Source organism: Thiomonas sp., from assembly GCF_054608695.1.
The window spans coordinates 14,049-40,370 of record NZ_JBTRXV010000034.1 but is presented as its reverse complement, the minus strand read 5'-3'; the positions used below and the strand labels follow the sequence as shown (position 1 = coordinate 40,370).

Sequence of the window (26,322 nt, the reverse complement as noted above, 5' to 3'; positions counted from 1 at the left end):
CAGCGCGCTGGCCGGGCTCTGCTCGCCGAACATCAGCGGATGATCCGGCGCGCAGACGATGCCCAGCGGGTGCGCCGCGAACGGCTCGGACCGGGTTGCGATTTCTCGCGGCGGCCGGCCCATGATGGCCAGGTCCAGGTCATTGCGCTGCATCTGCGCCACCAGCTGCTCGCGATTGCCCACCACCAGCCGCGCCTCGATATGCGGATGCTCCTCGCGGAACAGCTTGAGCAGGCGCGGCACGAAATACTTCGCCGTGCTCACCATGCCGATGGTCAGCCGCCCCGACTCCAGGCCGCGGAACCGGGCCAGCGCGTCCTCCGCGTCCTTGAGGGTTGACAGCATGCGCCGCGCGTACACCAGCAGGTATTCTCCAGTCATGGTGAGACTGACGGATTTGCCGCTGCGCTCGAACAGCGGCAAGCCCACTTGCAGTTCCAGATCGCGGATCTGCATGGAAATGGCCGGTGGCGTCAGGTGCAGGTCTTTCGCCGCCTTGCCGAAATTGAGGTGGCGGGCCGCGGCTACAAACACGCGCAACTGGCGCAGGGTGATGTTCTTCATCAGAAATCCTGAACTGAGAATCAAGAAATCGTGAATTTACCTTAAGTCACTGTGGGCTTATATTTGTCGACACGGCTGTTATACCCAAAACAGCGGCAATCCCAAGGCATGCCGGGCAGCGCTCAAAACACGAAGCTGCGCCCGAACCGTTGTGAACGGGCTCAAAGGGCAACCGATGAGCTTTTACCGCAGTCGCAGTGTTCTGTTCATGCGAGTCTCCGTTAATTCTGGCTGCGGGCTTTTTCAAGGGCCCTGAACCGTCTCACGAGGTGACGGGGTGACGGTTCAGGGCCTTTGAAAAAGCAGTTCGGAGCCGACCGCAATCAGCGGCGTCAGCCATCAAGCTCTCGCCGGATCGCCGGGCGCAGAACTGGAGCCCGACAAGACAGTACCCAACAACCGGCGCAACGATCCAACCAGGACGATTGCTCCGGCCCAGGCCGCGAACCATGCCCTGCAACTGGCCATGCCAGATCGGGCTTGCCTCGCGGCCTCACGGATCTGCGGGAAACCGCGGAGTCGAACCACGACGGGCCCTGCCACCCCGATACGAACCTGGAGTCACATCATGCAGCAAGGCCGCACCACCATTTCCAAATTCCTCATCGAGCAGCTCCGCGGCGCGGAAGACCAGGCCGACCTGGCCGCCTTGCTGATCGACGTCACCGCCGCGGTCAAGGCCATCGCCTCGATGACGGCCAAGGGGGCGCTGGGCGGCTTCCTCGGCTCGCTGGGCAGCGAGAACGTGCAGGGCGAAGTGCAGAAGAAACTCGACGTGCTGTCGAACGACGCCATGATCCAGTCCTGCGAATGGGGCGGCCTGGTGGCCGGCATGGCCTCCGAGGAAATGGACGACCCCTACACGCTGCCCAAGGAGTTCGAACGCGGCCCCTATATGCTGGTGTTCGACCCGCTGGACGGCTCCTCGAACATCGACGTCAACGTCTCGGTCGGCACGATTTTCTCGGTGCTGCGCCACACCAGGATCGGCGATCCCACCGTGGCCGATTACCTCCGCCCCGGGGTGGAGCAGGTGGCCGCCGGCTACGCCATCTACGGCCCCTCGACCATGATGGTCATCACCGTGGGCAAGGGCACGCACGGCTTCACCCTCGACCGCGAAATCGGCAATTTCGTCCTCACCCATCCCGACCTCAGGATTCCCGAGGACACCAACGAATACGCCATCAACAGCAGCAACGAGCGTTTCTGGGAACCGCCGGTGCAGCGCTACGTGGCCGAGTGCAAGGCCGGCAAGACCGGCGACCGCGGCCGCGACTTCAACACCCGCTGGATTGCCTCGATGGTGGCCGATGTGCACCGCATCCTGATGCGCGGCGGCATTTTCATGTACCCCAAGGACGCGAAAGACCCGAGCAAGCCCGGGCGCCTGCGCCTGATGTACGAAGCCAACCCCATCGGCTTCATCATCGAGCAGGCTGGCGGCGCCGCGTCCACCGGGCGCGAACGCATTCTCGAAGTGCAACCCAGCGCGTTGCACCAGCGCGTGCCGGTGATGCTGGGCTCCAAGAACGAGATCGAGCGCCTGGAGCGCTATCACCGCGAATACGATTGCGGTGCTGACAAGCCCTTTGCTTCGCCGCTGTTCAAGGACCGCTCGCTGTACAGCAGCGGCGACGTGCGGATCTGATGCGGCTTGCCCCGTTCGGCATACCCCATCCGGCCCCCACATCTCAGACCGCCCCACACCGCAGTCAACCACATCCCACCTGCGCAAACTCCGGTCTGCGCAGGCTGCCCTCCGGCTTTCCTGATTCTCTTCTCCGCACCTTCACGCCATGTCAGCCAAACACCCCATCATTGCCATCACGGGCTCGTCGGGAGCCGGCACCACCACGGTGATGCGCAGTTTCCAGCACATTTTTCGCCGCGAAAAGCTCACGGCGCAAATCGTCGAGGGCGACTCCTTCCACAAGTTCAACCGGATGGCCATGCGCGAGGAAATGAAAAAACAGGAAGCCGACGGCAACCTCAATTTCAGCCACTTCGGACCCGACGCCAATCTGCTCGGCGAGCTGGAAGGCTTGTTCAAGACCTATGGCGCAACGGGTGGCGGCAAGGTGCGAAAATATATCCACGATGCGGGCGAGGCGACCGAGTTCGGGGTCGAGCCGGGCAACTTCACCGATTGGAAAGACATCGCTCAAGGCTCCGACCTGATGTTCTACGAAGGCTTGCATGGCGGCTATGCCGACGGCACCATCGACGTGGCCAAGCAGGTCGATCTGCTGGTGGGCGTGGTGCCCATCATCAACCTGGAATGGGTGCAAAAACTGCACCGCGACCAGGTTCAGCGCGGCTATTCGCAAGAGGCGGTGATGGACACCATCCTGCGCCGCATGCCGGACTACATTTACCACATCACGCCGCAGTTCTCACGCACCCATGTGAACTTCCAGCGCGTGCCCACGGTGGACACCTCCAACCCTTTCATCGCCAAAGACATCCCGACCCTGGACGAGAGCATGGTGGTGATCCGCTTCGCCGATCCGCATGGCATCGACTTCCCCTACCTCATCTCCATGCTGCACGACTCCTGGATGACCCGCCCCAACACCCTGGTGGTGCCGGGCGGCAAGATGGGCCTGGCGATGCAGCTGATTTTCACCCCCATGATCCTGCGCCTGATGGACATCAAGCGCCGCGCTGGCTGAAGCGCCAGCACGCCCACGTCCCCTTCGCGAGAAACCCCATGAACGCGCACAACGAACTGTTCCCCGTCATCGACCCGACCCAGCGTCGCCGCCTGGCCAACGCCATCCGCTTCCTCGCCATCGACGGCGTCGAGGCGGCCAAGTGCGGCCACCCCGGCGCCCCCATGGGCATGGCCGACATTGCCGAAGTGCTGTGGCGCAACCACATGCACCACAACCCGGCCAACCCGCACTGGCCCGACCGCGACCGCTTCGTGCTGTCCAACGGCCACGGCTCGATGCTGATCTACGCCCTGCTGCACCTCACCGGCTACGCGCTGCCGATCGACGAGCTCAAGCGTTTCCGTCAGCTTCACAGCAAGACCCCGGGCCACCCCGAAGTCGGCTACACCCCGGGCGTGGAAACCACCACCGGCCCGCTGGGCCAGGGCCTGGCCAATGCCGTGGGCATGGCCTTGGCCGAGCAGATGCTGGGGCGCAAGTTCAACCAGCCGGGGCATGAAATCGTCAACCACCACACTTATGTGTTCCTGGGTGACGGCTGCCTGATGGAGGGCATCAGCCATGAGGTGTGTTCGCTCGCCGGCACGCTCAAGCTGAACAAGCTCATCGCCTATTACGACGACAACGGCATTTCCATCGACGGTCATGTCGAGCATTGGTTCACCGACAACACCGCGCTGCGCTTCCAGGCCTATGGCTGGAACGTGATCGGCCCGATCGACGGCCACGACGCGCTGGCGGTGGAGCGCGCCACCGCCGAGGCCAAGACCAGCGACAAGCCCACCCTCATCATCTGCCGCACCACCATCGGCTGGGGCTCGCCCAACAAGGCCGGCACGCACGACGTGCATGGTTCCGCCCTCGGCACCAGCGAGGCCGACGCCACGCGCAAGGCGCTGGGCTGGGAGTACGGTCCCTTCGACATTCCCCAAGACATTTACGACGCCTGGAGCGCCAAGGCCCACGGCGCCAAGCTGGAGGCCGACTGGAACCAGCGCTTCGCCGCTTACGAGAAAGCGCATCCGGCCCTCGCCGCCGAATACAAGCGCCGCATGGCCGGCGACCTGCCCGCCAACTGGGCCGAGACCGTGCAGGCCCTGTTCACCAAGGCACGCGCCGTGACCGCACCCACCGCGACGCGCAAGTCCTCGCAGATCGCGCTCGAAACCCTGGTTCCGGCATTGCCCGGCATGTTCGGCGGCTCGGCCGACCTGACCGGCTCCAACCTCACCGCGGTGAAAGACTCCAAGCCCTGGGCCAATGCCAAGGACGGCGAGGTCGTGAACTACCTGTCCTACGGCGTGCGCGAATTCGGCATGGCCGCGATGATGAACGGCATGGCGCTGCACATGGGCTTCCTGCCCTACGGCGGCACCTTCCTGATGTTCTCCGACTATTCCCGCAACGCCGTGCGCATGAGCGCGCTGATGAAGCAGCGCGTGGTGCACGTGTTCTCGCACGACTCCATCGGCCTGGGCGAAGACGGCCCCACCCACCAGGCGGTGGAGCAGACCCCGAGCCTGCGCCTCATCCCGAACCTCGACGTCTGGCGTCCGGGCGACGTGCTCGAAACCGCGGTGGCGTGGAAATGCGCCGTCGAGCGCAAGACCGGTCCCAGCGCCCTGCTGCTGTCGCGCCAGAATCTGGTGTCGAGCCAGCATCCCGAAGGTGCCGAGGCGCGCATCGCGCGTGGTGGTTATGTGCTGGCCGAAGCCTCCGGCAAGCCGCAAGTGGTGCTGATCGGCACCGGCTCGGAAGTGGAAATCGCGCTCAAGGCGCAGAAGCTGCTGGAGGGTGCCGGCGTGGCCGCGCGCGTGGTGTCCATGCCCTGCACCGCCGCCTTCGACCGCCAGGACGAGGCCTACCGCAACACCGTGCTGCCGCTGTTCGTGCCGCGCGTTGCGGTGGAAGCGGCGCAGCCCGACTTCTGGCGCAAGTACGTCGGCCTGTCCGGCGGCGTGGTCGGCATCGCCAGCTTCGGCGAATCGGCCCCGGCGCCCGATCTGTACAAACATTTCAAGATCACCCCCGAGCACACCGCCGATGTGGCCCAGGCCGTGCTGCGCATGCACGCCGCGCGGCACGAGTCGGAAGACGGCAATGTCGTGCGGTCGATGAACTGAGCAGCGAGCGCGAGCCATGTTCGATCTGGTGATGTTCGACCTCGACGGCACGCTGGTGCAGACCGCGCCGGAGATTGCCGACGCCGTCAACGACCTGCTGCGCGAGCAGGGGCTGCCCGAGGTGGGCGAGGATCTCATCGCCACCTGGATCGGCCATGGCACGCGCGAGCTGATGACGCAGGCCTACGCCCATGCCGCGCAAATCGGCATCGGCACCTTGCGCCGCACCGGCACCATGGACCGGCTGATGCCGCGCTTCACCGAGTTCTACGAACAACGCTGCGGCACCCGCAGCCGGCTGTATCCGCAGGTGCTGGAAACGCTGCGCGCGCTGCGCCAGGCCGAGGTGCGCATGGCCGTGGTCACCAACAAGGAGCAGCGCTTCACCACCACCGTGCTGATGGTCCACCAGATCCGCCCGTTCTTCGACATGGTGATCGCCGGCGACACCCTGGCGGCGAAGAAACCCGATCCCCTGCCCGTGCGCTATTGCCTGGATGCGCTGAAGGTGCCCGCGGCGCGCGTCCTGTTCGTCGGCGATTCGCAGATCGACGTGGACACTGCGCGCGCCGCGGGCGTGCCCATCTGGGCCGTGCCGTATGGCTACAACCTCGGCCACCCCATCGCCCAGGCCAATCCGGATCGCATCATTCCTACCATCGCCGTCGTGGCCGAGGCCATCGCGGCTGGCGCGCCGCAATCGTGCGCGGCCTGAGCCGGCGGCATATCCCCATTCACCATCCCGACCATCCACCATCAAGCAAGGAGTAATCCCCATGACTATTCGCGTTGCCATCAATGGTTTCGGCCGCATCGGACGCATGGCGTTCCGCGCCGTGGCGAAGGAAGCCGAGTTCAGCGATCTTGAAATCGTCGGCATCAACGACCTGCTCGAACCCGACTATCTCGCCTACATGCTGCAGTTCGACTCGGTGCATGGCCGCTTCAACGGCACCGTCGCGGTCGAGGGCAGCCATCTGGTGGTCAACGGCAAGAAAATCCGACTCACCGCCGAGCGCGATCCCGCCAATCTGAAGTGGAACGAGGTCAAGGCCGACGTCGTCATCGAAGCCACCGGCTTCTTCCTCACGCTCGACACCTGCCAGAAGCACATCGACGCTGGCGCCAAGAAGGTGGTGCAGTCCGCCCCGTCGAAAGACGCCACGCCCATGTTCGTCTACGGCGTGAACCACGCCAAATACGCCGGCGAGGCCATCGTTTCCGCCGCCTCCTGCACCACCAACTGCCTAGCCCCGGTGGCCAAGGTGCTGAACGACAGCTTTGGCATCAAGCGTGGCCTGATGACCACGGTGCACGCCGCCACCGCGACGCAGAAAACCGTGGACGGCCCGTCGAGCAAGGACTGGCGCGGCGGCCGCGGCATTCTGGAAAACATCATTCCCTCCAGCACCGGCGCGGCCAAGGCCGTGGGCAAGGTCATTCCCGAACTGAACAAGAAGCTCACGGGCATGGCCTTCCGCGTGCCGACCTCGGATGTGTCGGTGGTCGACCTCACCGTCGAGCTGAACCGGGAAGCCAGCTACGACGACATCTGCAAGGCGATGAAGGCGGCGTCCGACGGCCCGCTCAAGGGCGTGCTCGGCTACACCAGCGACAAGGTGGTGGCCACCGACTTCCGCGGCTGCCCCCTGCCGTCGATTTTCGATGCCGAAGCCGGCATCGCGCTCGACTCCACCTTCGTCAAGGTCGTGGCCTGGTACGACAACGAGTACGGCTACACCTGCAACATGATGCGCTTCGTCAAGCATGTCGCCTCCCACTGATCTGCGCCGACACGGCCGCTCGCTTCGGCGCGCGGCGGCTTTCATGACTATCGAGAAGCAGCCCCATGCAAATTCTGACCTTTGAAGAAGTCTGCAAACGCGGCTTCGCCCAGGACAAGCGCGTGTTCATTCGCGCCGACCTGAACGTGCCGCTGAACGACCGTGGCGAAATCACCGAAGACACCCGCGTGCGCGCATCCGTGCCCGCCATTCAAATGGCGCTGAACGCCGGTGCCGCCGTGATGGTCACCTCCCACCTGGGGCGCCCGACCGAGGGTGAGTTCAAACCCGAGGACTCGCTCGCTCCAGTGGCCAAGCGCCTGTCCGAGCTGCTGGGCCGTCCCGTCACCCTGGTGCAGAACTGGGTGGACGGCGGCTTCGAGTTGCGCCCCGGCGAGGTGGTGCTGCTGGAGAACTGCCGCCTGAACAAGGGCGAGAAGAAGAACGACGACGCCCTGGCGCAAAAAATGGCCAAGCTGTGCGACATCTTCGTGCACGATGCCTTCGGTACCGCGCACCGCGCCGAGGCCACCACCCACGGCATCGCCAAGTACGCGGCCATCGCCTGCGCCGGCCCGCTGCTCGCGGCCGAGATCGACGCCGTCAACCGTGCGCTGGCCGATCCGGCGCGGCCGCTGTTGGCCATCGTCGCCGGCTCCAAGGTGTCGACCAAGCTCACCATCCTGCAAAGCCTGGCCGACAAGGTCGATGGGCTCATCGTCGGCGGCGGCATTGCCAACACCTTCATGCTGGCCTGCGGCCTGCCCATCGGCAAGAGCCTGGCCGAGCCCGACCTGCAGGGCGCCGCCCGCCTGGTGATGGACAAGATGAAGGCGCGCGGCGCCGAAGTGCCCATTCCCGAAGACGTGGTCGTGGCCAAGCGGTTCAGTGCCACGGCCGAGGCCACGGTGAAAGACGCCAAGGACGTGGCCGCTGACGATCTCATCCTCGACATCGGCCCCAAGACCGCGGCCAAGCTGGCGGCCAAGCTCAAGGCTGCGGGCACCATCGTCTGGAACGGCCCGGTGGGGGTGTTCGAGTTCGACGCCTTCGCCAACGGCACCAAGACCCTGGCCACGGCCATCGCCGAAGGTGCGGGCTTTTCCATCGCCGGTGGTGGCGACACCCTGGCGGCCATCGCCAAGTACGGCATCACCGACAAAATCGGCTACATCTCCACCGGCGGGGGCGCGTTCCTCGAAGTGTTGGAGGGCAAAACCCTGCCGGCTTTTGAAATCCTGCAGCAGCGTTCACGCACCCCCTTGTCCTGAACCCGCTGTCGCGAGCCCTGTCATTTTTTTCCATCCCGGAGTCCGTCATGGCCCTCATTTCCCTGCGTCAATTGCTCGACCACGCCGCCGAGCATTCCTACGGCGTTCCCGCCTTCAACGTCAACAACCTCGAACAGGTGCGGGCCATCATGGAAGCCGCCGACGAGACCAACTCCCCGGTCATCCTGCAGGCCTCTGCCGGCGCCCGCAAGTACGCTGGCGCGCCCTTCCTGCGCCACCTCATCGAGGCCGCGGTGGAAGAGTGGCCGTACATTCCGGTGGTGATGCACCAGGACCACGGCACCAGCCCCGGCGTGTGCCAGCGCTCCATCCAGCTCGGCTTCTCGTCGGTGATGATGGACGGCTCGCTGGGCACCGACGGCAAGACCCCGACCACCTATGAGTACAACGTCGACGTCACCCGTCGCACGGTGGACATGTCGCACGCCTGCGGCGTCTCGGTCGAAGGTGAACTCGGCTGCCTCGGGTCGCTGGAAACCGGCCAGGCCGGCGAGGAGGACGGCATCGGTGCCGCGGGCACGCTGGACCATAGCCAGCTCCTGACCGACCCGGAAGAAGCCGCCGACTTCGTGAAGAAAACCCATGTGGACGCGCTGGCCATCGCCATCGGCACCAGCCATGGCGCCTACAAATTCACCCGCCCGCCCACCGGCGACATCCTGGCCATCGGCCGCATCAAGGAAATCCACGCCCGCATTCCCAACACTCACCTGGTGATGCACGGCTCGTCCTCCGTGCCGCAGGAGTGGCTGAAGATCATCAACACCTATGGCGGCGACATGGGCGAGACCTATGGCGTGCCGGTCGAAGAAATCGTCGAAGGCATCAAGCACGGCGTGCGCAAGGTCAACATCGACACCGACCTGCGCATGGCCTCGACCGGCGCCACCCGCAAATTCCTCGCCGAGCATCCGAAAGAGTTCGATCCGCGCAAATTCCTCATCGCCTCGACCAAGGCCATGAAAGACATCTGCAAGGCGCGCTACGAAGCCTTCGGTACCGCAGGCAACGCATCCAAGATCAAGCCGATCAACCTCGACGACATGGTCAAGCGCTACGAGAAAGGCCAGCTCGATCCCAAGATCAACTGAGCATCCCCTCCGTCTGCGTGACCCACCCCGGCACCTGCCGGGGTTTTCGTCTGCACCTCCCTCGTTCTGAACCCTCGCAAAGGAGTTTGCCCATGGCCGCCACCGCCGATCCCTTGCAACGCGGATTTTCCGCACCCGATTTCACCCTGCCCGGCACCGATGGCCGCGTCTGGAGCCTGGCCGAGCTGCGTGGCCCCAAGGGCCTGCTGGTGATGTTCATCTGCAACCACTGCCCCTATGTGCAAGCCGTCGCCGACCGCATGGTGCGCGACGCACGCGAACTTCAGGCCATCGGCGTGAACGCGGTGGCGATCAGCAGCAACGACATCACGGCCTATCCGGAAGATTCCTTCGACTCCATGAAGCAGTTCGCCGTGCGGCACGGCTTCGGTTTCCCCTATCTGTACGACGAGACTCAGGCCGTGGCCAAGGCTTATGGCGCCGTCTGCACGCCGGATTTTTTCGGCTTCAACGCCGACCTGCAACTGCAATACCGCGGCCAGCTCGACGCCTCGCGCAAGCATGCAGCGCCGGCCGATGCGCGACGCGACCTGTTCGAGGCCATGAAGCAAATCGCCGCCACCGGCATCGGCCCGGACGAGCAATATCCCAGCATCGGCTGCTCGATCAAGTGGAAAGATGAGACCTGAAATGTCCAAGCTTCAAGCCCTGATCTTCGACGTCGACGGCACGCTGGCCGAAACCGAGCGCGACGGCCATCGCATCGCCTTCAACCAGGCCTTTGCCGACGCCGGCCTGGATTGGAACTGGGATGTGCCCACCTATGGCCGCCTGCTCGCCATCACCGGGGGCAAGGAACGCCTGCTGCACTACTGGCTCAGCATCGACGCCGAGGCCGCCGCGCGGCCTGACGCGGCCGGACAACTCGCCGAACTGCACCGCCGCAAGACCGCGCACTATGTGCGCCTCGTGGCCGATGGCGGCATCGCCCTGCGTCCCGGCGTGGCGCGGTTGCTGCATGAAGCGCGCGACGCCGGCCTGCGCCTGGCCATCGCCACCACCACCACGCCCGACAACGTCGAAGCCCTGCTGCACGCCACGCTGGGTGCGAGCGGCATGGCGATGTTCGAGTGCATCGGCGCCGGCGACGCCGTGCCACGCAAAAAACCCGACCCCGGCATCTACACCTGGGTACTGGAGCGCATGAACCTGCGCCCCGAACAATGCCTGGCCTTCGAAGATTCGATCAACGGCCTGCGCGCGGCCCTCGGCGCCGGGCTGCAAACCGTGGTCACCACCGGAACCTACACCGCGGACGAAGCCTTCTGCGGCGCCCTGGCCCTGCTGGACGGGCTGGGCGAACCGCAAGCCCCGGCCCATGGCCATGTCGGGCAGCAGGTTTGGAGCGGATGCGTTGACTTGAACACGCTGCGGACTTGGGCGCCGCTCGCGCCTGCTCAGGTTCCACAGGCTTGATCTCGCCGCTCACCCCACCACGCTGATCGATTCCGGCGGCAGGACGATGGGTTGGCGCGCAGCCTTGCTGACGCGGCGCTCCAGGCCGGCCTTGGCGGGGGCTGGTGGCGTGCGCAACCAGGCTTGATGCAAGGCGGGTTTGGCGCCAATCCAATGGCCCAGATCGACCCGAATCGGCGTGGCGCCGAGATTCACCAGCAGCACGCGGCTGCCCTGCGAACCGATGAAGCTGGCGCCCTGCAAGGCGGCATGCGTGGTCGGCGCGGGATAAGCACCGTTGACGCCGGGAAAGCGCAGTTTCTCGAAGTCCTGCGCGCCCGCCAGGACCACGCCGAGCAAATGCCGCGAGGCGGCCAGCGGGGCGCAGGCCGAGGGCGAGTCGTCCGTCCAATGCGCAGCGCCGCACGGCCTGCCGACGCCGGGCTTTGCATGTGGCACCTGGCCTTGGTCCAGCGCGTGCAAGACGGCGGCGACGCCACGCAGTTGCAGCGCCCAGGCCTTGGCCAAGGGGGCGTGCAGGGCACTGCGGCTGACCAGCGCGGCCTGGGTGTCGCGGGTGCGCGGCAGGGCGCGCATCACATCGTCGGGGCCGACTCCGGTGAACAGGGGGCGGGGCGCAACATGCGCCTGAGCGAGGCCGCAAAAGCAGACCAGACCGAGGCAGGCGAAAAGCGAACGGCGCAAGGGCAGCATGACGTGCAAGGCGAAGTGGAGCCGGGGACGATGGCACTCTGAATCGCCGAAGGCGCCAGAAATTCCCGCTGGAGCCGGGCTTTTGGTGTCCGGCTGTAAGCGCGGCGCGGTGCTGCGCTGCCGGCGTTAGGGCATGCGGCGTGGCGCCAGGCCCGCCAGCCTGCACGTCATCGAGCGCATTGCGTGGCCGCGTTTGGAGCGTTGGCTGAACGCAAGCGCGCGGGGCTTCAGTCCGCCGCCAGCAGCACCAGTCTGGCGCCGTGCGGGCTGGCGGCGGGCAGCGGCGCCGCGGCTTGCGCCATGGCCAGCGCCAGGTGGCGCACCGCCTCCCAGGGCTCGTGCGGAATGCCGGGCGGACGCAGGCCTTTCACGGCGCGGTCGCAGGCCGCAGCGCGCAGCAACAGGCCTTCCAGCAGCGGCAGGCCGAGGCGCGGCAAGGCGCGTTGCAGCAGCTTTTCCTTCGGCCCCCAGATGCGGTTGGCGCGCGCCAGCGTGGCGAAATTCTCGCCCGCATCGAGCCCCTGGCGCAGGCGCAGCCAGGCGCGCACTTCCTCGGCCAGCGACCAATGCGCCAGCACCGGCGCCACGCCCTCGCCCTGCAAACCTTCGAGCATGCGCAGCAGGCGCGGCAGGTCGCCGGCGAGCACGCCTTCGCCCAGGCGGAACACACTGTAGCGCGCCGCGCCCTGCACCAGGTCTTCCACCTGCGCGGGGTCGAGTTCGCCGGGCGGCACCAGCAGCGCGAGTTTTTCCACTTCCTGATGCGCCGCGAGCAGATTGCCTTCGGTGCGCGCCACCAGCATGTCCAGGCAGGCCTGGCCGGCGCCGCCGCTGGGCATGCGCAGACCGTGGCGCGCCAGACGGGTGCGCATCCAGGCGCCGAGCTGGTCGGCTTCGATGCTGTCCACCCGCACCGCGACGCCGGCGTCGGCCAGGCGGCTGAACCAGTCGGATTTCTGCGTGGCGGCGTCAAGCCTCGGCAACAGCACGAGCACCAGCACATCGGCGCTGGTTTCCTGCGCCAGCGCGGCCAGCGCCTGGGCGCCGTCGCGCCCGGGCTTGCCGGTGGGAATGCGAATCTCGATCAGCTTGCGCTCTCCGAACAGGCTGAGTTCGCGGCTTTGCGCCAGCAGCGTGTCCCAGTCGAAACCGCGCTCGACCTGGTGTTGCTCGCGCGTGGCGTAGCCCTGCGCCTGCGCGCTGGCGCGAATCGCATCCACCGCCTCGTTCACCAGCAGCAGCTCGTCGCCAAACACGGTGTAGGGGCCGCGCAGGCCGGCGTCCAGACGGGCTTGCAACTGGTCGGTGCGGATCTGCATGGTGTTGGGGTTGGCGGCGAACGTGATCGCTCAGGGCGCGGAGGCCGGCGCTGCGGGCATGGGCGCGCGCTTCACGGTGGAGAGCTGGAACATGATGCGGTTGACGATGTCTTGCCGCATGCCGCGATAGAGCAGGTCCGCCTCGTTGGCCTTGGCCAGCGTGGCCGAGGTGCTGTAGCTCAGGCTGCTGGTCTGGCTGATGGTGGTGGGCGGAATCAGCATCTGCCCCGCGGGCGTGGCGAGCTGGAAGCTCACGGTCTCGCGCAACTGGTATTGCGCCACGGTGCCGTCGGCGTTGTAGGCCACGGCGGTTTGCGTCGGGCTGTCCGACAGCAGGGTGAAAATGGCCTGCGCCTGCTTCGGGTCGTTGGCAATGCGGGTGGCGGTGGTGCTGGCAATCTGGCGCTTGAGGTCGATGAGCAGTGGGCCGCCCGGCCCCTGCACCGCCAGCGTCGAGAACGCCAGATTGGTGGAGCCGCGCAGGTGGAAGCCGCAACCGGCCAGCCACAGCGTGACCAACAGGGCGAGGATGAACTGAAAGGGGCGTCGCGTCATAGCCGCATTGTCGCTGGGTGCGCCGTGTGCGTCGGGCGGCCGCTCACACCACCACGTTCACCAGGCGCCCGGGCACGACCACGACCTTCTTCGCCGCATGGCCTTCGCCGAACCTGGCGAACTCGGCGCTCGCCAGCGCGGCGGCTTCGATCACGCTCTTGTCGGCGTTGGCCGGCACCTGCAGCGCGCCGCGCAGCTTGCCGTTGATCTGCAGCATCAGTTCCACCGTGTCTTGCACCAGCGCGGCGGGGTCCACCTGCGGCCAGGGCGCGTCGAGCAGATCGCCGTGCTGCGCGGCGTAGCCGAGCTCCTGCCACAGCGCATGGGTGATGTGCGGCGTGGCGGGGTAGAGCGCGCGCAGCAGGATGCCGAAGCCTTCGCGCAGCGCGGCAGGCATGCCCGCCGCCGCCGTGTCCGCCCCCTCCAGTGCATTGAGCAGCTTCATCGCGCCCGAGACCACGGTGTTGTATTGCATGCGCCCGTAGTCGAAACTCACCTGCTGCAGGGTCTGATGCAACTCGCGGCGCAGTTTGCGCGTGGCCTCGGCAGGCTCTGCCGCGCTGGGGGGCAAGCCCTGCAACTTGAGGCCGAACGCCCACACCCGCCTCAAGAAGCGATGCGAGCCTTCCACCGCCGCGTCGTTCCACTCCAGCGTGGCTTCGGGCGGGGCGGCGAACATGGTGAACAGGCGTGCGGTGTCGGCGCCGAAGCGGTCGATCAAATCTTGCGGATCGACGCCGTTGTTCTTGCTCTTGCTCATGGTGCCGACGCCGCCGTAGTCCACCGCCGAGCCATCGCTTTTCAGCTTCGCGCCGATGATCTTGCCGTGCGTGTCGAGCACGTTCTCCACCTCGTGCGGCCAGAAGTATTCGATGCCGCCTTGCGCGCTCTTGCGCGAGTAGATGTGGTTGAGCACCATGCCCTGCGTCAACAGCCGGGTGAAGGGCTCGTGGGCTTTGACCAGCCCGAGGTCGCGCATCACCTTGGTCCAGAAGCGCGCGTAGAGCAGGTGCAGGATGGCGTGCTCGATGCCGCCGATGTACTGGTCCATCGGCATCCAGTAGTCGGTACGGGCGTCCACCATGGCGCTGTGGTTGTCGGCGCAGGTGTAGCGCATGACGTACCAGCTCGAGTCGACGAAGGTGTCCATGGTGTCGGTCTCGCGCTTCGCCGGCTTGCCGCACTTCGGGCAAGCCACGTCGACGAATTCCGCGCACTTGGCCAGCGGGTTGCCTCTGCCGTCGGGGATCAGGTTTTCCGGCAGCACCACCGGCAGGTCCTTCTCCGGCACGGGCACCGTGCCGCAGTCGTCGCAGTGGATGATGGGAATGGGCGTGCCCCAGTAACGCTGGCGGCTCACGCCCCAGTCGCGCAGGCGCCAGGTGGTTTTTTTCTCGCCCAGGCCCTTGGCGGCGAGGAGTTCGGCCACCTTGTCGACGGCGGCTTTGTAGGGCAAGCCGTCGAGCACGCCAGAGTTGACGCAAATGGCGCCGTCTTTAGAACCGTACCAATCCTTCCAGGCGGAGAGATCAAAGTCATCAACAACGTAAGCCTGGTGTGACTGAACCTCAGACTGACTGAAGTTTGGTTTGTGCACAAGGTTCGCATCCTTGTTGACTCGCGAAACCACCTGTTTGATCGGCAGACCGTATTTCTTGGCAAACGCAAAGTCCCGCTCGTCGTGCGCAGGCACGCCCATCACCGCGCCGTCGCCATAGCTCATCAGCACATAGTTGCCCACCCAGACGGGCACTTCGGCACCTGTCAGCGGATGGGTGACGCTCAGGCCCGTGGGCATGCCCTCTTTTTCCTTCAACGCCAGTTCGGCCTCGGTCGTGCCGCCCTGCTGGCAGCGTTCGATGAAGGCGGCCAGTTCTGGGTTGCCTGCTGCCGCGTGCGCCGCCAGCGGATGCTCGGGCGCCACGGCGCAAAACGTCACGCCCATGATGGTGTCGGCGCGGGTGGTGAACACGTACATGCGCCCGGCTTGAATCAACGCTCCGGCGGCGTCGCGGATGGTGTGCGGGAAAGCGAAGCGCACGCCGGCGCTCTTGCCGATCCAGTTCTCCTGCATCAGCCGCACGCGCTCGGGCCAGCCGGCGAGGAAGTTCTGGTCCTCGGGGTTGCTCACCGCGGACAGCAGCTCTTGCGCGTAGTCGGTGATCTTGAGGTAGTAGCCGGGAATCTCGCGCTTTTCCACCACGGCGCCGCTGCGCCAGCCGCGGCCGTCGATCACCTGCTCGTTGGCCAGCACGGTCTGGTCGACCGGGTCCCAGTTCACCACCTGGGTGCGGCGCTCGGCGATGCCCTTCTCCAGCATCTTGAGAAACAGCCACTGGTTCCACTTGTAGTACTCCGGCGAGCAGGTGGCCACCTCGCGCGACCAGTCGATGGCCAGCCCCATCGCCTGCATCTGCTTTTTCATCGTGGCGATGTTGTCGTAGGTCCACTTCGCGGGTGGCACCTTGTTTTTCATCGCCGCGTTTTCCGCGGGCAGGCCGAAGGCGTCCCAGCCCATGGGCATGAGCACGTTGTACCCGTTCATGCGCAGATGGCGCGCCAGCATGTCGTTGATGGTGTAGTTGCGCACATGGCCCATGTGCAGCTTGCCCGAGGGGTAGGGCAGCATGGAGCAGGCGTAGAACTTGGTGCCGGGCTTGTCTTCGCGCACGCGGTAGGCGTCGGCGGCCAGCCAGTGGGTTTGCGCGGCGGCTTCCACCGCGCTGGCGTCGTACTTCTCGTTCATCGTGGAGCTTGCAGGTTGAAGCCGCGCAGAGCCCTGGCGCCAAGGCGGCGGCGTGAGGCTGCATCTTAGTGGCGCAACCTGCGGAGCGGCGCTGCGGAACGCCTCGCGGACACCACGTGTCCAACACCCGGACCGCTCCATCCACGAGGCCCAAACCTGGCTTGCCCGTCGCAGCTTGCAAGTCGCGGGCACAAGCCCATGACCCTACCCGTTTTAATCGTTCTAGTGCGAACTATTATTTTGGCCATCGTTTCTCGTCACGAGCCCCATGCCTGCCCAATCATCCTTCCTGCCCTTGCTGCGTGAGCTCGTTCGCACCTACCAGGCGTTCGAGCGCCATTCGGCGGCGCATGTGCTGAGCCTGGGGCTCACCCCGGCACAGTTCGACGTCATTGCCACCCTGGGCAATACCGCAGGCATGAACCCCAAGCAGCTGGGGCTCAAGACCCTCATCACCAAGGGCACCCTGACCGGCGTGGTCGATCGACTGCTGGCCAAGGGCCTGGTACGGCGCCTGCCCGACCCCAGCGACGGGCGCGGGCAGATCGTGCGGCTCACACCTGCCGGGCAGCGCCTGTTCGAGCAGGTGTTCCCGGCGCACGGCGCGCACCTGCATCGCGTGTTCGAACGCCTGAGCGCGCAGGACGCGGCCCAGGCGGAACGCAGCTTGCGCATCTTGCGCACCGCCTTCGAGCAGGCCGCTGCCGAGGAATCGACGCCATGAAGACTCCCGCCGCAGCGCGCGTTCAGCGCTACACCTGGCCGGCCATGGCGCTGCACTGGCTGGCGCCCCTGCTGATCTTCGGCCTGTTTCCGCTCGGCCTGTACATGAGCGACCTACCGCTGTCGGTGCTCGAGCTGGAGCTCTACGCCTGGCACAAATGGTTCGGCATCACCGTGCTCTTGCTGGTGGTGTTGCGCCTCGGCTGGCGCGCCAGCCATCGGCCGCCCAAGCTGCCGGCATCGGGCTGTTCACCGGGGTGTTCAAGAAGGTCACCGGCAGCTACACCTTCGACCCGAAGAACCCCAGGGCCGACAAGGCCGACAACACCATTCCGGTGGACGGCCTGGACACCTTTTTCCCCATGCGCGACGAAGACCTCAAGAGCGCCGCCTTTTTCGACGCCAAGGCCAACCCCGACATCCACTTCGTCAGCACGAAGTAGGTGCCGCAAAGCAAGGATCGCGGCCTGCTCTATGGCGACATGACCCTGCGCGGCGTGGCCAAGCCGGTGGTGTTTCATGGTGCAGCTCGAAGGCGCGGGCAAGGTGCCCTATTTGCCCAAGCCCTGGGGCGGCTATCTCACCGGCTTCGTCGCCACCGCAACCATCGATCGCATGGACTTCGGCATGAGCGCCTACCCCAGCGGCCTGAGCCACAAGGTGCAGGTGAGGGTGGAAATCGAAGGGGTGCGGACGTCGTCCTGATCCAGGCCGGAAGCACCCACGCTGCGCCCCTGGAGTTGCAAGGGCGGTGGTGGACAAAGCCGCCGCCCTCGTTCACACTTTGTCACATCGGGGTGTCGTGAGGAGTGGAGCCATGTCTGGGACGCTGAATGGAGGTGCTCGCAGCCGTGGGGCGTTGCTCAGACGCATGCTGACCGCTTGGCTGGCGCTGCCGCAGGCTTGGGCTGCCGATGCTCCCGCCGCAACGCCTACCGACGTGCCGAAGATTTTCGTCGGCGCCAATCTGGCGCAGGGCGAAAAAACCTATAACGAACTCAAATGCGCCGCCTGCCATGCCGAGCGCATGATGGGCTCGACCTCGGCGATGCACACCCGGCCCGACCGCAAGGTGCACAACGCGATGGAGTTGCGCGGCTTCACGCAGATGTGCGTGACCCAGCTCAACCACAGCCTGTTCCCGGAGGAGGTGACGGACATCGCCGCCTACCTCAACAAGGCCTACTACCACTTCAAGTGAAGGCGGCGCGCGGTGCGACCCGCGTGCTGGGGGCAGTGATTGCGGGGTGGTGGTTGACGCCCACGGCGCTCACCGCACCGCGCCGGAGGTGGCAGCCGCGGGCTGGGTGATGAGGCCGATGCGGTCGAGCCCTGCGCCCTGGGCAGCGCCCATGACCTGCGCCACGTCGCCATAGGGTGCAGCGGTGTCGGCGCGAATGCGCAGTTCGGTGTCGGGGCGGGCTTTGGCGGCGGCGGCGAATCGGGCTGTGAGCGCGGCCAGCGTGGTGGGCTGATCGCCCAGGTAAAGCTTGCCGTCTTTCTGGATGGAGACCGACAGGCTCTTGGGGGCCCGCTGCGCAGCCGCGGTGTCGACCTTGGGCAGGTCGAGCGCGATATGGCCTGCCAGCAGCGGCGCGGTGATGATGAAAATCACCAGCAGCACCAGCATGACGTCGATCAGCGGCGTCATGTTGATGTCGCTCATCGGCGCCTCGTCCACACCGCGATCGAAGCGGCCGAAGCTCATGGCCTTGTCCCGGGAGTTGCGCGCCGCAGAACTTTGCGTGAAGGTTCGCGCGGCTGCGGCTGAGCGTCAGCGCCGCGCATCACGCCGAGCCGTTGGCATGGCGCGGCGCGGCCTCGCCGCTGAGCAGGTGCTGCAGGTCGAGGGCATAGCCTTCGAGCTCGGCGTCCAGCGCGCGGGCGCGTTTGCCCAGGGCGTTGTAAGCCAGCACGGCGGGAATGGCCACGGCCAGACCGGCGGCGGTCATGATGAGGGTTTCGCCCACCGGGCCGGCCACTTTGTCGATGCTGACCTGCTGCGTGGCGGCGATGGTGGTGAGCGCGTGGTAGATGCCCCAGACGGTGCCGAACAGGCCGACGAAGGGCGCGGTGCTGCCGACGCTGGCCAGCAACACATGGCCGGCGTGGAGCTGGCGGCTGGCGGCGTTGAGGGCGCTGCGCAGTTCGCGGCGCACGCGGTCGGGGCGCGACTGCCAGTTGGGCGCGGACGTGTCATCGCCCATATCTGCAGTGTTCGCCGCCTGGTTGCCCAGCTTGGCCGCGACATCGGCCAGTCGCACCGTGAGGCCCTGCGGGTCGGCCGCGAGCGCGGCGGCGGGAGCATCCTGCCGGTGCGGCGCGGCCCAGAACGCGGCAATCGCGCGCGGCACGCGGCGCGCGGCGGCGGCCAGCATGGCGGACTTCCACAAAATGACGAACCAGCTCGCCACCGACATCGCCAGCAGCAGCAGGGCCACGGTGCGAATCAGCGCGTCGCCTTCTTGCCAGAATGCTGCGAGACCTCCCATCGTGCCGTTCCTTGGGTTGGGTGTTTCAGCGGCCGAAGCCGAGCACGGCCTGCATGTCGTACAGGCCGCTGCTCTTGCCGGCCAGGAAGCGCACGGCGCGCAGGCTGCCGGCGGCGTAGGTGGCGCGGCTGCTGGACTTGTGGGTGATTTCGATGCGCTCGCCGGTGCCGGCGAACAGCACGGTGTGGTCGCCGACGATGTCGCCGCCGCGAATGACCGAGAAGCCGATGGTGCCGCGCTCGCGCTCGCCGGTGTGGCCGTGGCGCGCCCAGACGGCGTCGCGCTCCAGATCGCGCCCGGCGGCCTGCGCCACCACCTCGCCCATTTTCAGCGCGGTGCCCGAAGGAGCATCCACCTTATGGCGGTGGTGCGCTTCGATGATTTCGATGTCGTAACCCTCTGCCAGCGCGCGCCCGGCCTGCTCCAGCAGCTTGAGCACGACGTTGACGCCAATGCTCATATTGGGCGCCATGACGATGGGAATGTGCGCCGACGCCGCACGAATGCGCGCCAACCCGGCCGCGTCGAACCCGGTCGTGCCGATGACCATGGCCACGCGGTGTTGCAGGCAAGCGTCCAGATGCGCGAACGTGCCTTGCGGCCGGGTGAAGTCGATCAGCGCCTGCGCACCTTGCAGGCCGACAGCCGGATCGGCACTGACGCTCACGCCGGTCGCCAGACCCAGCGCGGCGCCGGCGTCCTGGCCCAGCGCGGGCGAGTCGGCACGGTCGAGCGCGCCCACGAGCTGGCAATCCGGTGCGGCGGCGATGGCCTCGATCAGCGTGCGGCCCATGCGGCCGCTGCTGCCGGCGACGGCAATGCGGTGGCGGGTTGGAGCGGATTCTGCGGTCATGCTGGGGTCATTCGGAGAGCTTGCGGAACGGGTTGGGAGACGGCTGGGAGACGAGTCGCACGGGGTGTTCTGCGCCTGCAGGGGTGGTTGCGCCACGCCGGGCCGGCGCCGTGCGCAAGGTGCGCCCCACTTACTACTGCGCGCTGCTTGCTGCCGATGCCGGAGTTGCCGGGCTCGCCAGTGGCGCCGCCGAGGTTGGCGGCGCCAGGGCTTCGAGTTTGCTGATTTCCGCTGCAGGCGCGACCACCTGCAGCGGGCCTTGCGCACTGGACGCGGCCGCCACGGGATGCCGCTCGGCCAGCTCTTTCTGCGCGGCGGCGATTTCAGCCTGCAACTGCGCCTCGGTCAATTCCTTGGGTTTGCTGCCGGTGGACCGCAGGGCGTTGATCTGGGCCACGAACTGGTTTTCCGACGGCAGCGGATCGCCATCGGCGCGGATCATCTTGCCATCCTTGTCGAAGAACACGGTGTAGCGGCGCACGATCGGGGCTTGATAGCCCTGGCGCAGGCTGAAGACATATTCCCAGCGGTCGGCATGGAAAATATCCTGCAGCAGGGGGGTGCCGAGAATGGCGCGCACCTCGTCTTTGCTCATGCCGGGCTTGAGCTCTTCGGCCATTTCCTTGGACACGAAGTTGCCCTGGATGACATCGATGCGGTAGGGCTTGAAGATCGAGGTGAGGTCGTGCTGTTGGGTGAGGTTGCTGCAGGCACCCAAACCGAGAGCTGCGGGCAGGATCACGGCCAGAAAACCCAAACGCAGGGCAGACGAGGCGTGATGCGCAAGACGGGTACGCGGGACGTGCATCAGGAATTCGGCGGGTGGTTCCCGCCCCGGGGGTGAACTATGATGTTCATTCTAAACACCCCTCATCGTCATGCCGCCTTCCAACGCTCAAGGTCTGCGCAGCACGGGGCTGAAGGTCACCCAGCCCCGCTTGAAAATTCTGGAAATCTTCCAGAAAAGCGTCTTGCGCCACATGACGGCCGAAGACGTCTACCGCGAATTGCTGAACGACAATTCACGCGACATCGGCCTCGCCACGGTCTACCGTGTGCTGACCCAGTTCGAGCAGGCGGGCATTTTGTCGCGCACCCATTTCGAGTCGGGCAAGGCCATTTTCGAAATCAACGAAGGCAAGCACCACGACCATCTGCTGTGTCTGGATTGCGGCCGGGTGGAAGAGTTCGTCGACCCCGAGATCGAGCGGCGGCAGAAAAAAATCGCCACCGAGCATGGCTTCGTGCTGCAGGAGCATTCGCTGGCCTTGTACGCCAGCTGCAAGCGCGAGCCTTGCCCGCATCGCCCCGCCGAGCCGCGCATCTTCCTGGGCGAGCGGGACGCTCGCTGAGCGCCCGGCGGCACGGCAGGCCGCGAGCCGTCAAAGCTTGGATCGGGCCTTCAGCAGGCCCCGTCAATCGTCGCTGTTTTCCAGCATGGCCACACGCTGGCGATCCTGGAACTCCTTGAAGGTGTCGATGCCGCGCAACTGCAGAATGGTGTTGCGCACCGCGGCCTCCACCAGCACCGCGAGGTTGCGCCCGGCCTCGACCGGAATGAGCACCTTGCGGATGGCCACGCCCAGCACATCCTGCCGCACATAGCCGGTGGGCAGGCGCTCGAAGTCCTGGTCCTGGGTATCGCGCCGCACCAGGTGCACGATCAGCCGCAGGCGCAGCTTGCGTCGCACCGCGGTCTCGCCAAAAATGGTCTTGATGTCGAGAATGCCGATGCCGCGCACTTCCAGCAGGTTCTGCAGCAGCTTGGGGCAATGGCCTTCGATGGTGGTTTGCGACACGCGCAGCAGTTCCACGCAATCGTCCGCCACCAGGCCGTGGCCGCGCGAAACCAGCTCCAGCCCCAGTTCGCTCTTGCCCAGGCCGGATTCGCCGGTGATGAGCACGCCCAGACCCAGGATGTCCATGAACACGCCGTGCAGCGTGGTGCGGTTGGCGAACAGTTTCGAGAGGTAGGCACGCAGCACGTCGATGACGAAAGCTGCCGGCTCGGCCGTGGTGAACAGCGGAATGCGGGCTTGCTCGCAGGCTTCGATCAGCGTATCCGGGGGCTTGGCGCCGTCGGCCATCACCAGCGCCGGCGGTTCCAGCCCGACCACGCGGCGAATGCGCCGGGCGCTGTCGGCCTCGTCGGCATGCACCAGGTAATGCACCTCGCGCCAGCCGAGAATCTGCACCCTGTACGGATGGATGTAGTTGAGGTATCCGACCAGATCGGCGCCGGAGCTGGCGCCTTCCACGGCGGCGTCGTCGAAGCGGCGCTCGGGGTTGCTCTGCCCGGCCAGCCATTGCCATTTCAGCAAGGACGTGTTGGCCTCGAACAGGCTGTCGGCGGAAAGGGTTGCGGCTTTCAAGTGGCTGCTGGCGGAAACCGGCGATGCGACGGATTCATGACGGACACAAGCCAAGCTTGGGGGGTGGGGCGGCGCAGCGCGGCGCCCCAGGGGGCATGTTCAGGCCGCATGCTGCAGCGTCGACCAGTCGTGCACCAGGCGGTGCGCCTGGATGGCGTCCGGCGCGTCCAGCAGACGCTGGCGAAAGCCGTCGTCGGACAACATTTCGGCGATGGTGGAGAGGATTTCGAGGTGCTTGGCGGACGCCGCTTCGGGCACCAGCAGGAACACCAGCAACTGCACCGGCAGGTTGTCAGGGGCCTCGAAAGGCACCGGGCTTGCGAGGCGCACCAGTGCGGCACTCGGTTGCCTCAGACCTTTGATGCGGCCATGCGGAATGGCCACGCCCTGACCCAGCCCGGTGGAACCCAGGCGTTCGCGGGCGAACAGGTTGTCGGTGACGACGGCGCGGGCCAGCCCCAGGTTGTTCTCGAACAGCAGACCCGCGTGCTCGAACGCGCGTTTCTTGCTGCTGGCCTCCACGTTCATCTGAACATGCGCCAGCGGCAAAATCTGGGCCAGTTGATTCATGGCATGGAGTGTGAATGCAGAAAGCTTGCGAGTGTATCGGCATGTGCTGACATGACGTCAAGCATGGGCCGAGACTGGGGTTGCAGCACGACAAATCGGAAGGTTCTGCGCCGCACGGCCCCCTTGCGAAGGTCCGGCGGCGACTTGGGTGATCTCAGGATGCGAGATGCTTGCTGGGCACGGCTTGGTGGGCGCGCGTGCGGTTTTTGTGTTCCACCACTTGGCGGTCGAGTTTGTCGACCAGTTCATCGATGGCGGCGTACAGATCCTGGTCCTGGCATTCGGCGAAGATGTTCTTGCCTTTGAGCTGCAAATTGCATTCGGCCTTCTGGCGGCGCTCCTTTTCCTTTTGTTTCTCCACAGAGAGCAACACGTTGACACTGATCAGCTGATCGAAATGTCGCACCACACGGTCGAGCTTGGCTTCGACGTAGCTGCGCAAGGCCGGTGTGACGTCCATGTGATGGCCGCTGATAGTCAGGTTCATAGATCCCTCCAGGTACACGTTGAGCAAACGGTTGACAGCGAAACAACGCCCTGGCCGGCTGGACTGCGACGCCGATGGATCCGCCCGCCGAGCCCGCACCAACGAGGCGATTGCAGTGTGCGCCCGCCGCCCGCCAAAATCAAGGTTGGATTGCATCGCGGCGCAAGCGGCGGCATGCTCCACGCCGGGAATCTGAGGTCAACGCCAGCTTAGATCGCTCAACTGCGTTGATTTGCATTGAATCACAGCAAAATTGACCCATTCTCCTGACGGCCGAATTCTCAGCATGGAGCCGTTGGCCGGTGTTGGCGCCGCATTGCGGTGCAGGGAACAACGCCACGTCGGCGTTGCGGACAATCACCTTGAGCGCCGCGCCGAATTGCCGCACCATGTGGCAACCGGCACGTCCATGCAAGAAGAATCGCCCCTCCACCTCCCCTCACCCCGACCTTCGCCTGGCGAGGGCGCGGCGCTGGTGCTGCCTGGCGGCGGAGCGCGCACGGCTTACCAGGCAGGCGTGCTGCAAGGGCTGGCCAACATTCTGCAGCAGCAGGGCTGGCCGGCGGAGCGCAACCCGTTTGCGGTGGTTTGCGGCACCTCGGCGGGGGCCATCAATGCCGCGCATTACGCCAGCGGCGTGGCCACCTGGGCCGACACGCTGCAAGCGTTGCCGGGGATCTGGGCCAGTCTGCATGCCGATCAGGTGTTTCACACCCAGCCGCATTATTTGCTGCGCGGCGGGCTGCGCTGGCTGGGCTTGATGTCCACTGGCTGGCTGGTGCGCCAAAGTCCGCGCGCGCTGCTGGACAACGCGCCGCTGGCCGACACCCTGGGCCGCCATATCCGGCTCGACCGGGTGGACGCCGCGGTGCAGAGCGGCGCACTGCGTGCCTTGGCCATCACCGCCTCCAGCTATTCCACCGGCCGGCACATCACCTTCTTCCAGGGCGCGGCGGACGTGCCGGGTTGGCGCCGCCCGGGTATCTGGGGGCTGGCGCAGACCATCTCCCTCGACCACTTGCTCGCCAGCAGCGCCCTGCCTTTCGTCTTCCCGGCGATGAAGTTGTGGACCGGCGAGCAGGCCGAGTTCTGTGGCGACGGCGCCATGCGCCAACTCGCGCCCCTGGCCCCCGCGATTCGTCTGGGTGCGCGCTGCGCCCTGGCCATCGGTGTGAGCGAGCCGCGCGGCGCCACCGCCTGGATCGCCCCGGACGGACGCGACTACCCCTCCATCGCCCAGATTGCCGGGCATGTGCTGTCCACCGTGTTTCTCGACACCCTGCCGGCCGATGCACAACTGGCCGAGCACATCAACACCGCCGTGCGCCGCCTGCCGCTGGAGGCGCGCGCGCTGCAGCCCTTTCGCGAATTCCCGGTGCTGCTCATCACCCCGTCCGAGTCCATCAACGCCATCGCGGCGCGGCACTGGAGCCGCATGCCGCACGGCATGCGCGTGCTCATGGGCGCCATCGGCGCGGCCGAGGCCACGGGCGCGGCGCTCGCCAGCTATCTGCTGTTCGAGCCCGGCTTCTGCACCGAGCTGACGCAACTGGGCGAGCGTGACGCGCTGATCCAGGCCGATGCCATCCGTCGCTTTGTCGACACCCACGTTCCGGCGCCCTGAGCCTTGGAGCGCAGCCCTCGCAAGGCGCCCCGACGCTGCAATAGGCTCTGCCCATGCTCAACGTCTTCACCCTCCAGAACAATCGCCTCGTCCGGCACGAAATCGAGGATGCCGACGACCTCGCCGGGCTCGACCCGGTGTGGGCCGATCTGGACGAGCCCGAGAGCTGGGAACTGGCCTGGGTGGAGGAACGCTTCGGCGTGACCGTGCCGGCCGACGCCCTGGTGAAGACCTGGAAGAGTCGGCCCGCTTCGACGCGGAAGAAGACGGCGGCCTGCACCTGCGCACCGACTTTCTGGTGATGGACGACGCCGGCGCGCAGACCATGCGCGTGGCCTTCATCCTGCACGGCAGGCGGCTCATTTCGATGCACAAGGCCGACTCCGCCGTCTTCCGCCTGCTGCGCCTGCGCGCAGGCGCATGCCCGGCTTGATCGAAGGCGGCCTGGACGCCTTGCTCGCGCTGCAGATGACAGACGCCGAATACTCGGCCGATGCGCTCGAAGGCGTGTATGTGGCGCCGGAAGCCGCCAGCGAGTCCATCATGCGCCCGGCACCACCGACACCCGCGCCGCCGGGCAGGCTCGCCGGCGTGACCGGCAATGCGCAGCGTGACCGCGTAGTCCATCAGACTGCCGACACCCGAGACCGGCGCGGCCTTGCGCATGAAATAGGCGGCAGCGCGACGGAGAGATCGAACGTGGCCACGCTGGGTTGGGCCGCGCCGCCCGCGGTGCGAACGAGCACCGGATGGCGCACACCCTTGACGCCCACTTGCTGGATGGGCAGGTTGCGGCGGTCGGAGGTGGCCTGAATGTCAGACAGGGGCGCGGCCTTGCTGAACAACTTTTCCGGGGCATGCATCCGCGGTCCTTTCGCCATGCGGCGCTGCGCGCCTGGGGTGCGTGGTTGAGTGCGTG

30 protein-coding genes and 1 pseudogene are annotated in these 26,322 nt (G+C 66.2%); 18 read left to right on the top strand and 13 right to left on the bottom strand.

The genetic code is table 11. From position 1 onward, the window contains the following. The coding region (locus tag ACYCUK_RS12495) for a LysR family transcriptional regulator (RefSeq protein WP_461595081.1) at nt 1-564 on the bottom strand (564 nt) is incomplete at its 3' end. 568 nt (nt 565-1,132) lie between these two features. Here ACYCUK_RS12495 and ACYCUK_RS12490 point away from each other — a divergent pair. The 9 genes from ACYCUK_RS12490 (at nt 1,133) to ACYCUK_RS12450 (ending at nt 10,969) form a co-directional block, all read left to right on the top strand. Continuing rightward, a complete protein-coding gene (locus ACYCUK_RS12490) occupies nt 1,133-2,215 on the top strand; it encodes a class 1 fructose-bisphosphatase (protein WP_461595080.1) in 1,083 nt (360 codons plus the stop codon). A 148-nt stretch (nt 2,216-2,363) separates the two neighbouring features. Then, the gene (locus ACYCUK_RS12485; RefSeq protein WP_461595079.1) at nt 2,364-3,239 is read left to right on the top strand and encodes a phosphoribulokinase; all 876 of its coding nucleotides are present in this window, start codon (nt 2,364-2,366) and stop codon (nt 3,237-3,239) included. A 38-nt stretch (nt 3,240-3,277) separates the two neighbouring features. Further along, nucleotides 3,278-5,365 (top strand): transketolase, encoded by a 2,088-nt coding sequence (gene tkt, locus ACYCUK_RS12480; protein ID WP_461595078.1) that lies wholly within the window; start codon nt 3,278-3,280, stop codon nt 5,363-5,365. 16 nt (nt 5,366-5,381) lie between these two features. Next, on the top strand, nt 5,382-6,080 hold the full coding sequence (gph, locus tag ACYCUK_RS12475) for a phosphoglycolate phosphatase (protein ID WP_461595077.1): 699 nt from the start codon (nt 5,382-5,384) through the stop codon (nt 6,078-6,080). 61 nt (nt 6,081-6,141) lie between these two features. Next, the gene (gene gap, locus ACYCUK_RS12470; RefSeq protein WP_461595076.1) at nt 6,142-7,149 is read left to right on the top strand and encodes a type I glyceraldehyde-3-phosphate dehydrogenase; all 1,008 of its coding nucleotides are present in this window, start codon (nt 6,142-6,144) and stop codon (nt 7,147-7,149) included. Nucleotides 7,150-7,214: 65 nt separating this feature from the next. Then, nucleotides 7,215-8,420, top strand: coding sequence for a phosphoglycerate kinase (locus ACYCUK_RS12465; protein WP_461595075.1), 1,206 nt, complete (start codon nt 7,215-7,217; stop codon nt 8,418-8,420). Nucleotides 8,421-8,467: 47 nt separating this feature from the next. Further along, nucleotides 8,468-9,532, top strand: a complete 1,065-nt coding sequence (gene fba, locus ACYCUK_RS12460; protein WP_461595074.1) for a class II fructose-bisphosphate aldolase — start codon at nt 8,468-8,470, stop codon at nt 9,530-9,532. Between the two features lie 92 nt (nt 9,533-9,624). Further along, nucleotides 9,625-10,182: a thioredoxin family protein gene (locus ACYCUK_RS12455; protein WP_461595073.1), complete on the top strand. Its 558-nt coding sequence runs from the start codon at nt 9,625-9,627 to the stop codon at nt 10,180-10,182. Nucleotide 10,183: 1 nt separating this feature from the next. Continuing rightward, the gene (locus tag ACYCUK_RS12450; RefSeq protein WP_461595072.1) at nt 10,184-10,969 is read left to right on the top strand and encodes an HAD family hydrolase; all 786 of its coding nucleotides are present in this window, start codon (nt 10,184-10,186) and stop codon (nt 10,967-10,969) included. Between the two features lie 9 nt (nt 10,970-10,978). On the opposite strand, the gene ACYCUK_RS12445 is transcribed toward ACYCUK_RS12450, so the two are convergent. The 4 genes from ACYCUK_RS12445 to leuS all read right to left on the bottom strand — a co-directional run bounded on the left by ACYCUK_RS12445 (nt 10,979) and on the right by leuS (nt 16,282). Beyond that, nucleotides 10,979-11,671: a hypothetical protein gene (locus ACYCUK_RS12445; protein ID WP_461595071.1), complete on the bottom strand. Its 693-nt coding sequence runs from the start codon at nt 11,669-11,671 to the stop codon at nt 10,979-10,981. 218 nt (nt 11,672-11,889) lie between these two features. Continuing rightward, nucleotides 11,890-12,981, bottom strand: a complete 1,092-nt coding sequence (holA, locus tag ACYCUK_RS12440) for a DNA polymerase III subunit delta (protein WP_461595070.1) — start codon at nt 12,979-12,981, stop codon at nt 11,890-11,892. A gap of 30 nt (nt 12,982-13,011) precedes the next feature. Next, nucleotides 13,012-13,536: an LPS-assembly lipoprotein LptE gene (locus ACYCUK_RS12435; protein WP_461595069.1), complete on the bottom strand. Its 525-nt coding sequence runs from the start codon at nt 13,534-13,536 to the stop codon at nt 13,012-13,014. Between the two features lie 43 nt (nt 13,537-13,579). Then, complete coding sequence (gene leuS / locus ACYCUK_RS12430; protein WP_461595068.1) at nt 13,580-16,282, bottom strand: leucine--tRNA ligase; 2,703 nt, start codon at nt 16,280-16,282, stop codon at nt 13,580-13,582. A 268-nt stretch (nt 16,283-16,550) separates the two neighbouring features. Between leuS and ACYCUK_RS12425 the strand changes: the two genes are divergently transcribed. The 5 genes and pseudogenes from ACYCUK_RS12425 (at nt 16,551) to ACYCUK_RS12405 (ending at nt 18,206) form a co-directional block, all read left to right on the top strand. Then, complete coding sequence (locus ACYCUK_RS12425) at nt 16,551-17,006, top strand: MarR family winged helix-turn-helix transcriptional regulator (protein WP_461595067.1); 456 nt, start codon at nt 16,551-16,553, stop codon at nt 17,004-17,006. Further along, a pseudogene (locus ACYCUK_RS12420) lies at nt 17,003-17,167 on the top strand (cytochrome b); the annotation flags it as partial. The gene ACYCUK_RS12425 and the pseudogene ACYCUK_RS12420, both read left to right, overlap by 4 nt. Then, on the top strand, nt 17,164-17,448 hold the full coding sequence (locus tag ACYCUK_RS12415) for a YceI family protein (RefSeq protein ID WP_461595066.1): 285 nt from the start codon (nt 17,164-17,166) through the stop codon (nt 17,446-17,448). The pseudogene ACYCUK_RS12420 and the gene ACYCUK_RS12415, both read left to right, overlap by 4 nt. Nucleotides 17,449-17,524: 76 nt before the next feature. Further along, complete coding sequence (locus ACYCUK_RS12410; RefSeq protein ID WP_461595065.1) at nt 17,525-17,710, top strand: hypothetical protein; 186 nt, start codon at nt 17,525-17,527, stop codon at nt 17,708-17,710. Nucleotides 17,711-17,822: 112 nt separating this feature from the next. After that, complete coding sequence (locus ACYCUK_RS12405; RefSeq protein WP_461595064.1) at nt 17,823-18,206, top strand: c-type cytochrome; 384 nt, start codon at nt 17,823-17,825, stop codon at nt 18,204-18,206. A gap of 69 nt (nt 18,207-18,275) precedes the next feature. Here the strand turns inward: ACYCUK_RS12405 and ACYCUK_RS12400 are convergent, their stop codons facing one another. The 4 genes from ACYCUK_RS12400 to ACYCUK_RS12385 all read right to left on the bottom strand — a co-directional run bounded on the left by ACYCUK_RS12400 (nt 18,276) and on the right by ACYCUK_RS12385 (nt 21,158). Further along, nucleotides 18,276-18,713, bottom strand: a complete 438-nt coding sequence (locus tag ACYCUK_RS12400) for an ExbD/TolR family protein (RefSeq protein ID WP_461595063.1) — start codon at nt 18,711-18,713, stop codon at nt 18,276-18,278. A 79-nt stretch (nt 18,714-18,792) separates the two neighbouring features. After that, nucleotides 18,793-19,497 carry a MotA/TolQ/ExbB proton channel family protein gene (locus tag ACYCUK_RS12395; RefSeq protein ID WP_461595062.1) on the bottom strand — a complete coding sequence of 235 codons (705 nt, stop codon included), beginning with the start codon at nt 19,495-19,497 and terminating at the stop codon, nt 18,793-18,795. Nucleotides 19,498-19,522: 25 nt separating this feature from the next. Beyond that, on the bottom strand, nt 19,523-20,350 hold the full coding sequence (gene dapB, locus ACYCUK_RS12390; RefSeq protein ID WP_461595061.1) for a 4-hydroxy-tetrahydrodipicolinate reductase: 828 nt from the start codon (nt 20,348-20,350) through the stop codon (nt 19,523-19,525). Between the two features lie 133 nt (nt 20,351-20,483). Beyond that, the gene (locus tag ACYCUK_RS12385) at nt 20,484-21,158 is read right to left on the bottom strand and encodes an outer membrane protein assembly factor BamE (RefSeq protein ID WP_461595060.1); all 675 of its coding nucleotides are present in this window, start codon (nt 21,156-21,158) and stop codon (nt 20,484-20,486) included. A gap of 70 nt (nt 21,159-21,228) precedes the next feature. Between ACYCUK_RS12385 and fur the strand changes: the two genes are divergently transcribed. Further along, nucleotides 21,229-21,702, top strand: a complete 474-nt coding sequence (gene fur, locus ACYCUK_RS12380) for a ferric iron uptake transcriptional regulator (protein ID WP_461595059.1) — start codon at nt 21,229-21,231, stop codon at nt 21,700-21,702. Nucleotides 21,703-21,765: 63 nt separating this feature from the next. Here fur and hprK read toward each other — a convergent pair whose 3' ends face one another. From hprK to hpf, 3 genes are all read right to left on the bottom strand, one after another. After that, nucleotides 21,766-22,722: an HPr(Ser) kinase/phosphatase gene (hprK, locus tag ACYCUK_RS12375; protein ID WP_461595058.1), complete on the bottom strand. Its 957-nt coding sequence runs from the start codon at nt 22,720-22,722 to the stop codon at nt 21,766-21,768. A gap of 99 nt (nt 22,723-22,821) precedes the next feature. Next, complete coding sequence (locus ACYCUK_RS12370; RefSeq protein ID WP_461595057.1) at nt 22,822-23,292, bottom strand: PTS sugar transporter subunit IIA; 471 nt, start codon at nt 23,290-23,292, stop codon at nt 22,822-22,824. Nucleotides 23,293-23,446: 154 nt separating this feature from the next. After that, the gene (gene hpf, locus ACYCUK_RS12365; RefSeq protein ID WP_461595056.1) at nt 23,447-23,779 is read right to left on the bottom strand and encodes a ribosome hibernation-promoting factor, HPF/YfiA family; all 333 of its coding nucleotides are present in this window, start codon (nt 23,777-23,779) and stop codon (nt 23,447-23,449) included. A 409-nt stretch (nt 23,780-24,188) separates the two neighbouring features. Here hpf and ACYCUK_RS12360 point away from each other — a divergent pair, with 409 nt between their 5' ends. From ACYCUK_RS12360 to ACYCUK_RS12350, 3 genes are read left to right on the top strand one after another with little or no spacing between them, the layout of a single operon-like run. Further along, nucleotides 24,189-25,403 (top strand): patatin-like phospholipase family protein, encoded by a 1,215-nt coding sequence (locus ACYCUK_RS12360; protein ID WP_461595055.1) that lies wholly within the window; start codon nt 24,189-24,191, stop codon nt 25,401-25,403. A gap of 53 nt (nt 25,404-25,456) precedes the next feature. Continuing rightward, complete coding sequence (locus ACYCUK_RS12355; RefSeq protein WP_461595054.1) at nt 25,457-25,705, top strand: hypothetical protein; 249 nt, start codon at nt 25,457-25,459, stop codon at nt 25,703-25,705. Further along, on the top strand, nt 25,702-25,836 hold the full coding sequence (locus tag ACYCUK_RS12350; RefSeq protein WP_461595053.1) for a hypothetical protein: 135 nt from the start codon (nt 25,702-25,704) through the stop codon (nt 25,834-25,836). Before ACYCUK_RS12355 ends, ACYCUK_RS12350 begins: the two co-directional genes overlap by 4 nt. A 193-nt stretch (nt 25,837-26,029) precedes the next feature. On the opposite strand, the gene ACYCUK_RS12345 is transcribed toward ACYCUK_RS12350, so the two are convergent. Next, nucleotides 26,030-26,266, bottom strand: a complete 237-nt coding sequence (locus tag ACYCUK_RS12345) for a GTP cyclohydrolase, FolE2/MptA family (RefSeq protein WP_461595082.1) — start codon at nt 26,264-26,266, stop codon at nt 26,030-26,032. Between the last annotated feature and the right edge of the window lie 56 nt (nt 26,267-26,322).

Coding starts and splice junctions, on each gene's coding strand:
- ACYCUK_RS12490 (WP_461595080.1), top strand. CDS start 1,133: ATGCAGCAAGGCCGCACCACCATTTCCAAATTCCTCATCGAGCAGCTC.
- ACYCUK_RS12485 (WP_461595079.1), top strand. CDS start 2,364: ATGTCAGCCAAACACCCCATCATTGCCATCACGGGCTCGTCGGGAGCC.
- tkt (WP_461595078.1), top strand. CDS start 3,278: ATGAACGCGCACAACGAACTGTTCCCCGTCATCGACCCGACCCAGCGT.
- gph (WP_461595077.1), top strand. CDS start 5,382: ATGTTCGATCTGGTGATGTTCGACCTCGACGGCACGCTGGTGCAGACC.
- gap (WP_461595076.1), top strand. CDS start 6,142: ATGACTATTCGCGTTGCCATCAATGGTTTCGGCCGCATCGGACGCATG.
- ACYCUK_RS12465 (WP_461595075.1), top strand. CDS start 7,215: ATGCAAATTCTGACCTTTGAAGAAGTCTGCAAACGCGGCTTCGCCCAG.
- fba (WP_461595074.1), top strand. CDS start 8,468: ATGGCCCTCATTTCCCTGCGTCAATTGCTCGACCACGCCGCCGAGCAT.
- ACYCUK_RS12455 (WP_461595073.1), top strand. CDS start 9,625: ATGGCCGCCACCGCCGATCCCTTGCAACGCGGATTTTCCGCACCCGAT.
- ACYCUK_RS12450 (WP_461595072.1), top strand. CDS start 10,184: ATGTCCAAGCTTCAAGCCCTGATCTTCGACGTCGACGGCACGCTGGCC.
- holA (WP_461595070.1), bottom strand. CDS start 12,981: ATGCAGATCCGCACCGACCAGTTGCAAGCCCGTCTGGACGCCGGCCTG.
- ACYCUK_RS12435 (WP_461595069.1), bottom strand. CDS start 13,536: ATGACGCGACGCCCCTTTCAGTTCATCCTCGCCCTGTTGGTCACGCTG.
- leuS (WP_461595068.1), bottom strand. CDS start 16,282: ATGAACGAGAAGTACGACGCCAGCGCGGTGGAAGCCGCCGCGCAAACC.
- ACYCUK_RS12425 (WP_461595067.1), top strand. CDS start 16,551: ATGCCTGCCCAATCATCCTTCCTGCCCTTGCTGCGTGAGCTCGTTCGC.
- ACYCUK_RS12415 (WP_461595066.1), top strand. CDS start 17,164: ATGGTTCGGCATCACCGTGCTCTTGCTGGTGGTGTTGCGCCTCGGCTG.
- ACYCUK_RS12410 (WP_461595065.1), top strand. CDS start 17,525: ATGGTGCAGCTCGAAGGCGCGGGCAAGGTGCCCTATTTGCCCAAGCCC.
- ACYCUK_RS12405 (WP_461595064.1), top strand. CDS start 17,823: ATGTCTGGGACGCTGAATGGAGGTGCTCGCAGCCGTGGGGCGTTGCTC.
- ACYCUK_RS12400 (WP_461595063.1), bottom strand. CDS start 18,713: ATGAGCTTCGGCCGCTTCGATCGCGGTGTGGACGAGGCGCCGATGAGC.
- ACYCUK_RS12395 (WP_461595062.1), bottom strand. CDS start 19,497: ATGGGAGGTCTCGCAGCATTCTGGCAAGAAGGCGACGCGCTGATTCGC.
- dapB (WP_461595061.1), bottom strand. CDS start 20,350: ATGACCGCAGAATCCGCTCCAACCCGCCACCGCATTGCCGTCGCCGGC.
- ACYCUK_RS12385 (WP_461595060.1), bottom strand. CDS start 21,158: ATGCACGTCCCGCGTACCCGTCTTGCGCATCACGCCTCGTCTGCCCTG.
- fur (WP_461595059.1), top strand. CDS start 21,229: ATGCCGCCTTCCAACGCTCAAGGTCTGCGCAGCACGGGGCTGAAGGTC.
- ACYCUK_RS12370 (WP_461595057.1), bottom strand. CDS start 23,292: ATGAATCAACTGGCCCAGATTTTGCCGCTGGCGCATGTTCAGATGAAC.
- hpf (WP_461595056.1), bottom strand. CDS start 23,779: ATGAACCTGACTATCAGCGGCCATCACATGGACGTCACACCGGCCTTG.
- ACYCUK_RS12360 (WP_461595055.1), top strand. CDS start 24,189: ATGCAAGAAGAATCGCCCCTCCACCTCCCCTCACCCCGACCTTCGCCT.
- ACYCUK_RS12355 (WP_461595054.1), top strand. CDS start 25,457: ATGCTCAACGTCTTCACCCTCCAGAACAATCGCCTCGTCCGGCACGAA.
- ACYCUK_RS12345 (WP_461595082.1), bottom strand. CDS start 26,266: ATGCATGCCCCGGAAAAGTTGTTCAGCAAGGCCGCGCCCCTGTCTGAC.